Source organism: Streptomyces sp. CC228A, from assembly GCF_021390935.1.
In the GTDB taxonomy this organism is placed as follows: Bacteria; Actinomycetota; Actinomycetes; order Streptomycetales; family Streptomycetaceae; genus Streptomyces.
The window spans coordinates 341,516-355,869 of sequence record NZ_JAJPUI010000006.1; the positions used below are offsets into that span (position 1 = coordinate 341,516).

Here is a 14,354-nt window from a genome sequence, read left to right on the forward strand (position 1 = left end):
GGCCCGGCGCAGGTCAGCCCAGCTGAGCCAGGCCCTCCGTGGCGATCCGCTCGAAGACCTCCTGGTCCGCGGCGAAGTCCGAGTCCGGGATGGGGGCGTGCAGGACGATCTCGGTGAAGCCGAGGTCCCTGTGCTTCCCCGCGAAGTCCACGAACGCGTCCAGGGAGCTCAGCGGTGCACCGCGGTCCGGGGTGAACCCGGTGAGCAGCACCTTCTCCAGCTCCGCCACGTCCCGCCCCTCGTCGGCGCAGGCCTTGCCGAGCCGCTCGATCTGCCGCCGCAGCGCCTCCCGCGACTGCTCCGGGGTCCCGTCCTCGTACAGCTTGGGGTCGCCGGTGGTCACCCAGCCCTGCCCGTGCCGCGCGACGAGCCGCATTCCGCGGGGCCCCGTGGCGGCGACGGCGAACGGGATGCGCGGCCGCTGCACGCAGCCCGGGACGTTCCTGGCCTCGTGGGCCGAGTAGTGGACCCCTTCCTGCGTGACGGCGCCCTCCGTGAGGAGTCGGTCCAGGAGCGGCACGAACTCCGCGAACCGGTCGGCGCGCTCGCGCGGCGACCACGCCTCCTGGCCCAGCGCGGTGGCGTCGAAGCCGTTGCCGCCCGCACCGACACCGAGCGTGACCCGGCCGCCGGAGATGTCGTCGAGGGAGATCAGCTCCTTGGCGAGGGTCACGGGGTGCCGGAAGTTCGGCGACGTCACGAGAGTACCCAATCGCATACTCTGCGTTACCGTCGCGGCGGCCGTGAGCGTGGGGATGGCACCGAACCACGGCCCTTCGCGGAAGCTCCGCCAGGAGAGGTGGTCGTACGTGTATGCGGCATGGAACCCGAGGTCTTCGGCCCGCCGCCAGATCTTCTGTCCTTCGGCCCACCGGTGGATGGGGAGGATCACCGTGCTCAGACGCATGACCTCGACGATACGCGGGCTTCCTGCTGCCTCGGATATGCCGACGGAGCAGATTCGGGACGCCATGCGGGCGTCGCGATGGGGGCCGCTACCGTGGCGTCATGGGCACGCTGGGTAGGACCGGGCTTGAGGCCATGAGCGAAGAGGCGACGGTGGACGCCTATGGCGAGGACGAGCAGCGGACCGGTTTGTTCACCATGCTTGGGAGTACCTCGATCTGCCCTTCGCCACCGTGGTTCTCGGCGGCGAGGTAACTGTGCACGGCGTCGACCTCACGCCCGACGGCGCGATCGTCGCCTTGTGCTCTCGTGGCCGCGTCGGGCCGTCGATGGGAATCCTGGACCTGCCGTTGCCCAGCCCGGCGCCCGAGGGGCGGACTGGATCGAGGCGTACCGCCACTGGGCAGGTGGAGACCGGACACCTCTCACTTCACGCGGAACTGGTTCGTATGAAAGGGCTGAACGTGGCTGAGGCCGTACCGGGCACGCATCTGGGTGCCCCTGAACCGTCGCTGGCCGATCTCATCGAGCGCAGCGCCGAGTTGAAGGAGAAGCTGGTCGCCTTCGCTCAGAGCGCCCGCTTCGACTGGTGGTTGACGCCTCTCCTGCTGGAGGCCGCCGGGCCTGCACGGCAACTGGACGAGGGTGAGGCGGTCCGGATCACCGACCATTTCATCCTGCGGTACCGGCTGCCGGACGGTACGACCGTGGTGGACCGGTTCGTCGCCGGACGGAAGGACTTGACCGCGGCCGAACGGGAGATGCTGCTCGGCTGGCGTGACCCGGTCGAGGGCATCTTCGAGATCCAGCGCAAGGACGGGGATGCCATCGTCCTGCTCGATCTGGTCAGCGACCTGGAATACCGCACCTACTCGAATGCCGGACGGGCGGCGTTCCGCGGAGTGTCCAAGGGGGGATTCCTCCACACCTGCCTGGTGCCCGTTCAGTCGACCGGCGGGGCGTGGCTGGTGTCCGGGGCGATGTCGTACTACCCCAGGTCCAGTGCCCCCGACATCGCCCAGGCAGCGCTCGAACTGGCCACCAGCCGACCCGAGCTGGTCTTCCGCAACCCTCAGAAGATCGAGCAGGGGTGGCAGCGGATGCGGGAGGACCGGGCAGCGTTCGTCGAGTTCTGCGGCGGCGACGAGTTGGTCCTTCCACCTGCCGAAGCCGAGGACCTCCTCAACGCCTACTACCGTCACCGCCAACAGGCCGCCGTCGCCGCACAGCCCAGCGGTGCCCGGCGCAGGCGGCACCCCGGCCCGGACCTGCCCTTCTTCGCGCTGCCGTCAGAACTGGCCGACTCGGACACCGTCGGCGTCATCTATGACCAGGTCGACGGGCTCAACTTCTACGCCGACTACGGGATGCTGCGGGACCTCTTCGCGGACCCCGCCGTCGCAGGCCGCAGAGAGCACCAGGACCTGCTGCGCACGTACCTGCGCGAGGAGTCGATCGCGCCGCTGCCGATCCGCCGTCTGGCCGCCGCTCACCCGGAGACCGCTGATGAGGTGTTCCGGAAGCTCCTGCGGAAACCCGGATTCACCTGGAGCGACCATGGTGAGGCGCTGCTGCGCCGACGCAAGCCCTGGTACTACGAGAGCGAGCCCCGTCCGGGCGTCTCGGTCATCGGCGACCGCCTCAGCACGCTCGTCGCCGGCCGCCGGTAGTCACCGAAGGTGCCGCAGGCGGCGTTCGACCATGCCGTTTCCCTGGCCAAGGTGCGCCCGGTCACGGAGGAGCTCGCACGTGCGGCAAGCAGACTGCTCGCCGCAGAAAGGCTGCACGGTCACAAGTACGGCACCGATGCGATGCTCGCGGCCACGGCCCATATGGAGCGCGGCGGCGTCACCGTGATCACGAGTGACACGACCGATCTCCGCCGACTGTGCCTCCCTCGCATCGCCGTCGAGCCGATCTGAGCGCCGACCTCGGCCCTTCCCCAGCCATTGGCGTGTTTCCCCAGGTCAGCGCGTCATGAGCGAACGAGGCGCGACCGGGGTGACGAGCATGTCGAGGCGCATGCGCCGCGTCGCGGCGACCACGGCGGCCAGCGTCGGGATCGCGCCGAACCACGGGCCGCCACGGAAGCTGCGCCAGGACAGGTGGTCACAGGTGTACGCGGCGTGAAAGCCGCGCTCCTCGGCGCGTGTCCACCGCTCGCGGCCCCCGTCGTCCCGGCGGCGCACGGGCAGGATGACGGTACTCAGGCGCAGACTCCTACCCGAAAGCCTACGGGTGCCCCATGGGTCGCAGGGGTCGCAGGGGTCGCATGAGCCTCGCGGCCAAGGCGGGCACCGGGCGGTTACTGGTGTTTCCCCCGTTTCCTCCCACGTGTGCGTTCCCGAGATCGCACGGCTCAAATGCGCACCCTTTCGCACGTCCGTGCACTTCGAGCGGTGACCGTACGGGAGAATGAGCGGCGTGACCTCACCGACGACGACAGCCGCCGCATGCCCCCGTCCTCTGCCCCGCAGGCGTCCCCGACTGATCGCCACCGATCTTGACGGAACGCTTCTGCGCGATGACAAGACGGTGTCGGACCGCACGGTCGCAGCGCTCGCCGCCGCCGAGCAGGCAGGCATCGAGGTCTTCTTCGTCACGGGCCGTCCCGCCCGCTGGATGCAGGTCGTCAGCGAGCACGTCCACGGCCACGGCCTGGCGATCTGCTCCAACGGGGCCGCCGTGGTCGACCTGCACGCAGGATGCCGGATCGTCGAAGCACGGGCCCTGGAGCGGCAGAAGGCACTGCACGTGGTCCACTCGCTGCGCGAGGCCGCCCCGGGCACGGCCTTCGCCATGGAGTTCGGCAGCGGCTTCCACCACGAGCCGGACTACCCCCCGCTCCACTTCGACCCGGCGGGCGTCATCGGACCCGCCGAGAAACTGCTGGAGGAGGTGGAGGGAGAGCACGGCGGTGAAACCGATCCCCTCCCCCTGCTCAAGCTGCTGGCGTTCCACCCCGAGCTCGACCCCGACGGCTTCCTCACGGTCGCCAGGGCCGCTGCGGGCGGGCACGCCGCCATCACCCGGTCCAGCCCGACCGCCCTGCTGGAGGTCAGCGACACCAGCGTCTCCAAAGCCAGCACCCTGGCACTGTGCTGCGCGGAGCGCGGCATCTCGGCGGACGAGGTCGTCGCGTTCGGGGACATGCCGAACGACATCGAGATGCTGACCTGGGCCGGCACCTCGTACGCCATGGGCAACGCCCACCCCGACGTGTTCGCCGCCGCCTCCGGCCGCACCGCCGCCAACAGCGAGGACGGCGTCGCCGCGGTGATCGAGGACATCCTCGCCGCCGGCTGAGGGCCCGGCAGGCCCGCCGCCCACCCGCCGGCCGCCGCACCTCCTCCCGGCGCCCCTCACCCTCACCCCTCAGCCCCGCGCCCCGCACGCAGCGCTGCCTCCCTTGCCCCGCCCGCCGCGCTGCCTCCTCAGCCCCCGCCGCCCCGGTCCGCAGCCGCCCACCCCCGGCCGCGACGACCCGCCCGCCTCAGCGGTCGCCTCCGCCCACCTCGACCCCGTGGTCGCGCAGCCAGCGCACGGGGTCGACGCCCGAGCCGAGCTGCGGAGTGAGCCGGACCTCGAAGTGCAGGTGGGGCCCCGTCGAGTTCCCCGTGGTCCCCGCCTGGCCGATCCACTGCCCGGCCGCCACCGACTGGCCCCGCTCCACCGCGGCCGCGGCCAGGTGGGCGTACTGGGAGTACCAGCCGCCCGCGTGCCGCACGATCACCTCGATGCCGAACGGGCCGCCGCAGGACACGGATGCGACCCGCCCGGCCCCGACGGACCGCACCGGCGTCCCGATGGCGACGGCGAAGTCCTGCCCCGTGTGCCGGTGCGCCCAGTGCGCCCCCGCCCGGTCGAAGCCCGCGGACAAGCGGTAGCCGTCGCGCGCTGCCACCGGCGCCACCCAGGGCCGGTCCGCCGGGGAGTGTCGGGCTGGTCCAGGCGCGCCGTGCGCGGGCAGCGCCCCGCCGCCACCTTCCGGTCGGCTTCCGCCTGAAGCTGCCACTGCGCCTGCTCCAGACGCGTTTCCAGGTCGCGCCGGACCTCCGCGAGCCGTGTCCGCCTCACTTCCAGGTCCCGCCACGCCGTCCGCGCCTGCCGCTCCGCCACGGTGAGCCGCCGCTCGGCCCGCCGCGCCGCGTCCATGAGCCGGTCCACCGCCTGACCGGCCTGACGTGCGGAGCCCTGGGCGCGCAGCGCGGATTCCGGGTCCGGGGCCGTCAGCAGACGCGCCGTCACCGCAAGGGACCCCCCTGCGCGGTACTGGGCTCTCGCCACCTCGCCCGCCCGGGCCCGAAGAAGCCTCACCTCGCGCCGCCGCACGTCCAGTTCCTGCCGCAGGAGTCCCGCCCGGGTCCGCTCGGCGTCGGCCGCACGGCGGCCCTCCTCGTACGCCTCGGCGATCCGGGCGGCCTCCGCGTACAGCGCCGCCACGCGGCTGCTCATGGCCGGCCCGTCGGAGCCGCCCGCCGGCGCCGCCGGCCCGGCGGCCGCGGGGGACGGGGGCCGAGCAGCGCCAGGAGGGCGATCAGGGCCACGAGGAGGACGGCGGGCGGGGCGGACGGCGTCGGCACGAGCAGCGAGCGCCGATCGTGGGAGAGGCACACCGTGGGATGGTGGCCCCTCGGCTGCTCCTGCGCGGCACATGGCGGCCTCGCGCCACCGCCGTACCGCCGTGCGGCCTACAGCCGTACCGCCATCCGGCCCAGCTCCGTACGGCCATCCGGACCTTGTCGCCGAGCCGCCGACACCGCGGCCCGGCGCGACGCCCGCCACGGCACCGACCGTGCCCCACCGCAAACCGCCCCGCACCGCGGCACCCACCGCGCCCCGCCCTGCGGCACCGACGGCGGCCCGCCTCCCCCTGGTCCAGGCCCCGCCGAGGTGCCCCGCCGGGGTGCCCCGGCACCGGCACCCTGCACCTGGCACCGCGTCCGTCCGCGCCCGTCCGCGCCCTCAGGACGTGGGTCGGAGCGCCTCCGCGTCCGCCGCGCGTTCCTGTTCCAGCAGCCGGCGCAGGGGCCCGTCCGCCGGGGCCAGCTCCGCGTACGGGCCGCGCTGGACCACCCTGCCCGCATCGAGCACGACGACCTCGTCGGCCGCCTCGATGCCCCGCAGCCGATGGGTGATCAGCACGGTCGTACGTCCCCGTGTGGCCCGCAGAAGGTCCTCGGTGAGCGCGTCCGCCGTGGCGAGGTCCAGATGCTCGGCCGGCTCGTCGAGCAGCAGCACCGGGAAGTCGGCGAGCAGGGCCCTGGCCAGCGCGAGCCGCTGCCGCTGGCCGCCCGAGAGCCGCGCCCCGTGCTCGCCGACCAGCGTGTCCAGCCCCTCGGGCAGCGCGTCCACCCAGTCCAGCAGCCGCGCCTCGGCGAGTGCCCGCCGCAGCTCCTCGTCGCTCGCACCGGTCCGGGCGAGGCGCAGGTTCTCCCGGATGGAGCTGTCGAACAGGTGGGCGTCCTGGGCGCACAGGCCGACGAACCGCCGTACCCCGTCACCGTCGAGCCGCGTCGCGTCCGCGCCGCCGGCGCCCAGCCGGTAGGTGCCGTCGCGTACGTCGAGGAACCGCAGCAGCACCTGCGCGAGCGTGGTCTTGCCGGAGCCCGAAGCACCGACGACGGCGACCCGCCGCCCCTCCTCCAGCCGCAGGTCGAAGCCGTGCAGTGCGTCCCGCTCCTGCCCGGGGTAGCGGGCGCAGACCCCGCGCAGCTCCAGCGGGAAGGGGGCGTCGGGCAGCGGCGCGGGCCGTTCCGGCTCCTGGACGGGGGCGGGCGCGTCGAGCAGGTCGTGGACCCGCTCCGCGCTGCGCCGCACCCGCTGCCGGTACTGCACGGCGAGCGGCAGGCCCATGACCGTTTCGAACGCGGCGAGCGGTATGAGCACGACCACGGCCAGCGCCACCCCGGCGAGCCTGCCGTCCCGTACCGCCTGCACCCCGACCAGGGCGGAAGCCGCCACGGTGAGCCCGGTGACCAGCGCGACGAGGCCGCCGCTGAGAGCCGTCGCCGTCGCCTGGCGGGCCGCGATCCGCGTGAGTACGCCGTCCGCCTCCCGCGCGCGGTCGAGACGGCCGCGCAGCGCACCGGCCACGGTGAGCTCGGCGCACCCCCTCAGCAGCTCCACGACGCGCGCCGCCAGGGTCCCGCGTGCCGGGGAAAGCCGCTGCTCGGCGCGCCGGGAGACCGCCGCGCCCAGGGCCGGCACGGCGACGCCGGCGACCAGCAGCCCGACCGCGAGGACGGCCCCTGCTTCGGGGAGCAGCCAGGCGGTGAACGCGACCGCGCCGACGCCCACGGCGAGCCCGGTCCCCGCGGGCAGCAGCCAGCGCAGCCAGTAGTCCTGCAGGGCGTCCACATCGGCGACGAGCCGGGACAGCAGGTCGCCACGGCGGCTGCGGCGCAGCCCCGCCGGAGCGATCCGCTCCAGCCGGCGGTACGCGGCGACCCGCAGGTCGGCCAGCATGCGCAGCACGGCGTCGTGGGACACGAGCCGCTCGGCGTACCGGAAGACGGCCCGCCCGGTGCCGAACGCGCGCGTCGCCGTGACCGCCACCATCAGGTGGAGGACGGGTGGCTGCTCGGAGGCGCGGGAGATCAGCCATCCGGACACCGCCATGAGGCCGACGGACGATCCGAGGGCGAGGCTGCCGAGCAGCAGCGCGAGCAGGAGCCGCCCGCGCAGTGCTCCGGCGGAGGCCCGCACCCGGGCCAGCGCCCGGGGCTGTTCCGAAGCAGCACCATCCTGCGCGGCGTACGGAACGTCCTGCCATCCCCCGGCCGGTGCTGGGGCGGCCCCCGCCTGCCCCGACCGCAGGCCGCCCACGACGCCGAAGGCGTCATCGACCATGTCGCCGCCCACGGAGAGGTCGGCCGGCACCCGGCCCGCGGGCGCGGCGCCGTCGGTCTCACTCGCCTCCCGCGGCTGCCGCCCGCCGCCAGGCAGGAGGGTGACCACGCGGTCGGCCACTGCGAGCAGGGCCGGCCGGTGGACGACGAGCAGGACGGTCCGCCCTGCCGCCAGTCGGCGTACCGCGTCCACCACGGCGGCCTCGGTGGCACCGTCCAGTGCGGCCGTCGGCTCGTCCAGCAGCAGCACCGGCCGGTCGGCGAGGAACGCCCTGGCCAGGGCCAGCCGTTGCCGCTGCCCTGCGGACAGCCCCGCGCCGTCCTCGCCGAGCACGGTGTCGGCTCCGTCGGGCAGCTCCGCCACGAAGTCGGCTCCCGCGTCGCGCAGTGCGGCGGCCACCGCGGTTGCGTCGGCGTCCGGCCTGGCCAGCCGGACGTTCTCCGCGATGGTCCCCGCGAACAGGTACGGCCGCTGCGGCACCCACGCGATGCGCTCACGCCACCGCTCCGGGTCCAGTGCTCCCAGGTCGGTGCCGTTCACCCGCACGCTCCCGGACTCGGGGACGGTGAAGCCGAGCACGACGTCGAGCAGGGTGGACTTGCCCACCCCGCTGGGGCCGACCAGTGCGAGCGTCTCCCCCGGTTCCACGACCAGCGAAGCCCGGTCCACAGCGGGTTCCGCTCTGCCCTCGTGGCGGACGGTCACAGCGTCCAGTTCGATCCGCGCGGGCCCCTCCGGCACCGGCGCCCCCTTGCCCGGGGGACGCGGCGGAGCGGACTCCAGCACGGCGAAGACCTCCTCGGCTGCGGAAAGGCCCTCCGCCGCCGCGTGGTACTGGGTGCCCACCTGGCGCAGCGGCAGGTACGCCTCGGGGGCGAGGATCAGGATGACCAGCCCCGTGTACAGGTCCAGGTCGCCGTGGACCAGGCGCATGCCGATGCCGACGGCGACCAGGGCCACGGACAGCGTCGACAGCAGTTCCAGGGCGAACGACGACAGGAACGCGATCCGCAGGGTGCGGAGGGTGGCCTGCCGGTAGTCCGAGGTGATGGCCCGGATCGACTCCGCCTGGGCCTTGGCCCGGCCGAAGACCTTCAGGGTCGGCAGTCCGGCCACCACGTCGAGGAAGTGCCCCGAAAGCCGGGACAGCAGCGCCCACTGCCGATCCATCCGCGTCTGGGTGGCCCAGCCGATGAGCACCATGAAGAGGGGGATCAGCGGCAGGGTGACCACGATCGTCGCGGCGGAGACCCAGTCCTCGGTGACGATCCGCGCCAGCACCGCGACGGGGACCACCACGGCGAGGCCCAGCTGCGGCAGGTAGCGCGCGAAGTAGTCGTCCAGTGCGTCCACGCCCCGGGTGGCCAGTGCCACCAGGGAGCCGGTCCGCTGCCCGCTCAGCCAGCCCGGCCCGAGCGCGCCGGCCCGCTCCAGCAGCCGTCCGCGCAGCTCCGACTTCACGGCGGCGCTCGCCCGGTGTGCGGCGAGCTCGGTCAGCCAGGAGACCGCGGCCCGGCCGACCGCGACCGCCGCCAGCAGCACGAGCGGGGTGCCGAGCGCGGACACGTCCATCCCGCGCTCGAACGCTCCCACGACGATCTCGGCGATGAGCATCGCCTGACCGATGACCAGAGCTGCTCCGAGCAGCCCGAGGAGGACCACGGCCACCAGGAAGAAGCGGGTGGCTCGGGCGTATCGAAGCAAGCGCGGGTCGATCGGTTTCACGTGAAACATCTCCTCCTGAACGGCCCCCTGAAGACCGCTGGTTCTCGGGGGGCGCAGCCGCCGCTAGTGCGGGTCTGCCGCGATGTGCTGCGTACCGATCCGCTTGCGGAACACCCAGTAGGTCCACCCCTGGTAGAGCAGCACCACCGGGGTGGCGATCGCGGCACACCAGGTCATGATCTTCAGGGTGTACGGGCTGGACGAGGCGTTCGCCACCGTCAGGCTCCACGCCGGATCCAGCGACGACGGCATGACATCGGGGAAGAGCGTGAGGAACAGCATCGCCACCGCTGCGGCGATCGCCCCGCCCGACAGGGCGAAGGACCAGCCCTCGCGGCCTGCCTTGATGGCGCCCACGGCCCCGACGAGAGCGGTCACGGCGAGCACCATCGCGATCAGGCTGCTGCCGTCGCCCCGTGCTGCCTGTGTCCAGGTGAGGAAGCCCAGGGCGAGGGCGGCCGTGACCAGCCCGAGGGTGAAGGCGAGGGTGCGGGCCCGCTCCCTGATGTCGCCCACGGTCTTGAGGGCGGCGAAGACCGCTCCGTGGAACGTGAACAGCGTCAGCGTGACGAGGCCGCCCAGCAGCGCGTACGGGTTGAGCAGGTCGAAGAACGTGCCGACGTACTCCTTCGACGCGTCGATCTTCACGCCCCGCACGATGTTGCCGAAGGCCACACCCCACAGGACGGCCGGGATGAGGGAGGTCCAGAAGATCGCCTGCTCCCAGTTGTGCTGCCACTGCGGCTCGGGCCGCTTGGCGCGGTACTCGAAGGCGACGCCGCGCACGATGAGGCAGAGCAGGATCAGGAGCAGCGGCAGGTAGAAGCCGGAGAAGAGGGTGGCGTACCAGTCGGGGAAGGCGGCGAACGTGGCACCGCCCGCGGTGAGCAGCCACACCTCGTTGCCGTCCCAGACGGGTCCGATGGTGTTGATGAGGACGCGCTTCTCGGCCCGGTCGCGGGCGAGCAGCTTGGTCAGCACGCCGATCCCGAAGTCGAACCCTTCCAGGAAGAAGTAGCCGATCCACAGGACGGCGATGAGGACGAACCAGATGTCGGGCAGTTCCATGTTCCGTCTCCCCTCCCTCAGTACGAGAAGGCCATGGGCCGGTCGGGATCGCGGTCGTGGCCGCCGATCTTGGTGGGCGGGTTGAGGTCGGCCTCGGTGAGCTCGGGCGGGCCGGCCTTGGCGTACTTGACCAGCAGCTTGACCTCGACCACGGCGAGGACGGCGTAGAGCAGGGAGAAGGCGATCATCGAGGTGAGCACCTCGCCCTGGGAGACTCCGGGGGAGACGGCGTCACGGGTGCGCAGCACGCCGTAGACCACCCACGGCTGGCGTCCCATCTCGGTGAAGATCCATCCCCAGGAGCTGGCGATGAGCGGGAAGGCGAGGGTCCACAGGGCGACCCGCCAGTAGATCCGGGTGAGCTTCGGGCTGAGGGGCTGCCTGAAGAGCACCAGGTGCGGCACCTCCTCCTCGCCGACCCGGTGGGCCCGCGGGAGCAGGAACTTCTTGCGGGTCAGCCAGAGGCCGAGGAGGCCCAGGCTGAAGGACGCCATGCCGAAGCCGATCATCCAGCGGAAGGACCAGTACGTGACGGGGATGTTGGGACGGTAGTCGCCGGGTCCGTACTTCTTCTGCTCGGCTTCGTTGGTGTCGTTGATGCCGGGCACGTACGACTCGAAGTCGTCGTTGGCGAGGAAGGACAGCAGACCGGGGATCTCGATGGCGACCTTGTTGTGGCCCTCGTCCACGTCGCCGTACGCGAAGAGGGAGAAGGGCGCGGGCGCTTCGCCGTCCCACAGGGCCTCCGCCGCGGCCATCTTCATGGGCTGCTGCCGGAACATGACCTTGCCGAGGATGTCGCCGCTGACCGCGGTCAGCATGCCCGAGATGACCACGGTGACCAGGCCGAGCCGGAGCGAGGTCTTCATCACCGGGATGTGCTTCCGGCGGGCCAGGTGGTAGGCGGCGATGCCGACCATGAACGCGCCGCCGGTGAGGAAGGCCGCGGTCAGGGTGTGGAACACCTGGGTGACCGTGGTGTTCTGGCTGAGGACGGCCCAGAAGTCGGTCAGCTCCGCCCGGCCGTTGGCCTCGTTGATCCGGTAGCCCACCGGGTGCTGCATCCAGGAGTTCGCGGCCAGGATGAAGTACGCGGAGAGGATGGTGCCGATCGAGACCATCCATATGCAGGCCAGGTGGATCCGCTTGGGCAGCTTGTCCCAGCCGAAGATCCACAGGCCGATGAAGGTGGACTCGAAGAAGAAGGCGATCAGCGCCTCGAGGGCGAGCGGGGCTCCGAAGACGTCACCGACGAAGCGGGAGTAGTCCGACCAGTTCATGCCGAACTGGAACTCCTGCACGATGCCGGTGACGACTCCCATGGCTATGTTGATCAGGAAGAGCTTTCCCCAGAACTTGGTCGCCCGGAGGTACTTCTCCTTGCCGGTGCGCACCCACGCCGTCTGCAGACCGGCGGTGAGGGCGGCGAGTGAGATGGTCAGGGGGACGAAGAGGAAGTGGTAGACGGTGGTGATACCGAACTGCCACCGCGCCAGCGTCTCTGGCGCCAGAGCCAGGTCCACGACGATCTTCTCCTTACGGGCTGCGCGGGCGGCAGCCCTGCCTTGCACCCCGACCCGGCGGCCGGAGCGTTGCACCCGGCCTCGGGGCCGTGGCCTTGCACCCCGGCCGGGTGGCCGGAGCCCTGGACCCCGGCGGGTGGCCGGGGCTGCGGACCCCGCCGCACGACCGGGTCCTCACGTCGCCCGTTCGGCCCTCTGCGCTTCCGGTGGATACCAGTTGATCTCAGGAGGAAACAGGCGCGCTTGTGAATGCGTTCACAATCACAAGCCATTATGGCCTACACGAAATCCGCAGCAGGAACCGGGGGTCCCACCGCGCCCCTCTTCCGTCGAACTTCAACATCTTGTTGAATTCAGGGATGCAGATCCACATCACCTGGCCCGCCGGTCATACGACGGCAACCCTGGACGAAACCCCCACGAGCAAGGCGCTCGCGGGGGCTCTCCCGATCACCTCGACCGCCCGTACCTGGGGGCAGGAGGTGTATTTCGACACACCGGTCACCACGGCCCTGGAGGCGGGCGCGCGCCAGGTGGTGGAGCCGGGGACGGTCGCGTTCTGGACCGAGGGCGACGCGCTGGCCCTGCCCTACGGCCCGACGCCGATCTCACGCGGGGAGGAATGCCGGCTGGCGAGCCCGTGCAACGTCCTCGGCCGGCTCGACGACGACCCGGACATCCTCGCCACGGTCCGCGACGGCGACCCCATCCGCGTGGAGCTGGTCGGCAGCTGAGTACGACTGACCTGAGCACCAGCCCGGACGGCCGATCCGTACGGACGACACCACCCAAGCCAGGCCGCCCGGACCGTACGGACGACAGCACCCGGCCAGCCCGCCCGGTCCGTGTGGTCGACAGCACCCGGCCGACCGCCCGATCCGTACGGTCAACCAGGACCGCAGACGGCTCCGCGGGCCGGCCGCCGCCCTCAGGTCCTCAGAACTTCTCCTTGCGGAACGCCTCGGCGGTCCGCAGGAACAAATCGTTCGCCTCCACCTCGCCGATCGTGACCCGGAGGCCCTCGCCCGGGAACGGCCGGACCACCACACCGGCCGCCTCGCAGGCAGCCGCGAACTCGACCGTCCGCTCCCCCAGGCCCAGCCAGACGAAGTTGGCCTGGGTCACCGGCACCGTCCACCCCTGGTCCACCAGCGCCTCGTACACGCGGTTGCGCTCGCACACCAGGGAGCCGACCCGGCCCAGCAGCTCGTCCTCCGCCCGCAGGGACGCCACCGCCGCGTCCTGCGCCAGCTGGCTCACACCGAACGGGACCGCCGTCTTCCGCAGCGCCGCCGCCACCGGCTCGTGCGCGATCGCGAAGCCGACCCGCAGGCCCGCGAGACCGTACGCCTTGGAGAAGGTCCGCAGAACCGCCACGTTCGGGCGCTCCCGGTAGATCTCGATGCCGTTCGGCACCTCGTCGTCGCGGATGAACTCGATGTACGCCTCGTCCAGCACGACCAGGACGTCGGACGGCACGCGGTCGAGGAACCGCTCCAGCTCGGCCCGGCGCACCACGGTACCCGTGGGGTTGTTGGGGTTGCAGACGAAGATCAGCCGGGTGCGGTCGGTCACCGCGCCGGCCATCGCGTCCAGGTCGTGCACGGCGTCCGCCGTCAGCGGCACCTTCACCGAAGCCGCGCCGCTGATCTGCGTGATGATCGGGTACGCCTCGAAGGACCGCCAGGCGAACATCACCTCGTCGCCGGGGCCGGCCGTGGACTGGACCAGCGACTGGGCGATGCCCACCGAACCGGTGCCGGTCGCCAGGTGCGTCACCGGCACCCCGAAGCGCTCCGACAGCTCGTTCATCAGCCCGGTGCAGGCCATGTCCGGGTAGCGGTTGAAGCCGTGCGCCGCCGCCAGGGCGCTCTCCAGCACACCCGGCAGCGGCGGGTAGGGGTTCTCGTTGGAGGACAGCTTGTAGGCGATCGTGCCGTCGGCGGCCGCCGGCTTGCCCGGCTTGTACGTGGGGATGCCGTCCAGCACGGCGCGCAGCTTGGGGCTGGTCTCGCTCACTGTGGTCCTCCTCGACCGTATGTCCCAACCGATACTGCACACCTTATGAGGATTCCGCTTTCCTGCGAATGGCCGACCGAACGGCCGACCGGGGAGGCACCGCCCCGTCCGCCTTCCGTACCTCGACCGGGGAGCGCGCGCGGATGCGGCGAGCGCCGGTGGCTTGCGCCGTGGCGCGCATCCCCCGTAGAGGTGAGTTGCAGGCTCTTCGAAACCTCGTCCAGAGCCCTGGCACATGCGCGCCGACGACGGGCGGCATGC

11 protein-coding genes and 1 pseudogene are annotated in these 14,354 nt (G+C 72.1%); 5 read left to right on the plus strand and 7 right to left on the minus strand.

What is annotated here, in order from left to right; all coding sequences use genetic code 11:
• Positions 1–13: 13 nt before the first annotated feature.
• On the minus strand, positions 14–907 hold the full coding sequence (locus tag L6E17_RS19395; RefSeq protein ID WP_236242003.1) for an LLM class flavin-dependent oxidoreductase: 894 nt from the start codon (positions 905–907) through the stop codon (positions 14–16).
• A gap of 101 nt (positions 908–1,008) precedes the next feature.
• Here L6E17_RS19395 and L6E17_RS19400 point away from each other — a divergent pair, with 101 nt between their 5' ends.
• From L6E17_RS19400 to L6E17_RS19410, 3 genes are all read left to right on the plus strand, one after another.
• Positions 1,009–1,161, plus strand: coding sequence for a hypothetical protein (locus L6E17_RS19400; protein WP_236242004.1), 153 nt, complete (start codon positions 1,009–1,011; stop codon positions 1,159–1,161).
• 209 nt (positions 1,162–1,370) lie between these two features.
• Positions 1,371–2,576, plus strand: a complete 1,206-nt coding sequence (locus L6E17_RS19405) for a hypothetical protein (protein WP_236242005.1) — start codon at positions 1,371–1,373, stop codon at positions 2,574–2,576.
• A gap of 9 nt (positions 2,577–2,585) precedes the next feature.
• Positions 2,586–2,828 (plus strand): hypothetical protein, encoded by a 243-nt coding sequence (locus tag L6E17_RS19410; protein WP_236242006.1) that lies wholly within the window; start codon positions 2,586–2,588, stop codon positions 2,826–2,828.
• 78 nt (positions 2,829–2,906) lie between these two features.
• Here L6E17_RS19410 and L6E17_RS19415 read toward each other — a convergent pair.
• Positions 2,907–3,122 (minus strand): annotated as a pseudogene (locus L6E17_RS19415) (LLM class flavin-dependent oxidoreductase); the annotation flags it as partial.
• A gap of 199 nt (positions 3,123–3,321) precedes the next feature.
• On the opposite strand from L6E17_RS19415, the gene L6E17_RS19420 reads away from it, so the two are divergent.
• A complete protein-coding gene (locus L6E17_RS19420; RefSeq protein WP_236242007.1) occupies positions 3,322–4,212 on the plus strand; it encodes an HAD hydrolase family protein in 891 nt (296 codons plus the stop codon).
• A 187-nt stretch (positions 4,213–4,399) separates the two neighbouring features.
• Here L6E17_RS19420 and L6E17_RS19425 read toward each other — a convergent pair whose 3' ends face one another.
• The 4 genes from L6E17_RS19425 to L6E17_RS19440 form a co-directional block, all read right to left on the minus strand.
• Entirely contained in the window at positions 4,400–4,810 is a 411-nt protein-coding gene (locus tag L6E17_RS19425) for a M23 family metallopeptidase (protein WP_236242008.1), read from the minus strand.
• A 1,061-nt stretch (positions 4,811–5,871) separates the two neighbouring features.
• Positions 5,872–9,492 carry a thiol reductant ABC exporter subunit CydD gene (cydD, locus tag L6E17_RS19430; protein ID WP_268985355.1) on the minus strand — a complete coding sequence of 1,207 codons (3,621 nt, stop codon included), beginning with the start codon at positions 9,490–9,492 and terminating at the stop codon, positions 5,872–5,874.
• Positions 9,493–9,546: 54 nt separating this feature from the next.
• Positions 9,547–10,551 carry a cytochrome d ubiquinol oxidase subunit II gene (cydB, locus tag L6E17_RS19435; protein WP_236242010.1) on the minus strand — a complete coding sequence of 335 codons (1,005 nt, stop codon included), beginning with the start codon at positions 10,549–10,551 and terminating at the stop codon, positions 9,547–9,549.
• Positions 10,552–10,568: 17 nt separating this feature from the next.
• Positions 10,569–12,074, minus strand: a complete 1,506-nt coding sequence (locus tag L6E17_RS19440; RefSeq protein WP_236242011.1) for a cytochrome ubiquinol oxidase subunit I — start codon at positions 12,072–12,074, stop codon at positions 10,569–10,571.
• 359 nt (positions 12,075–12,433) lie between these two features.
• Between L6E17_RS19440 and L6E17_RS19445 the strand changes: the two genes are divergently transcribed.
• A complete protein-coding gene (locus L6E17_RS19445) occupies positions 12,434–12,808 on the plus strand; it encodes a cyclophilin-like fold protein (RefSeq protein ID WP_236242012.1) in 375 nt (124 codons plus the stop codon).
• Positions 12,809–13,010: 202 nt separating this feature from the next.
• On the opposite strand, the gene hisC is transcribed toward L6E17_RS19445, so the two are convergent.
• Entirely contained in the window at positions 13,011–14,093 is a 1,083-nt protein-coding gene (gene hisC / locus L6E17_RS19450; protein ID WP_236242013.1) for a histidinol-phosphate transaminase, read from the minus strand.
• Positions 14,094–14,354: the final 261 nt, after the last annotated feature.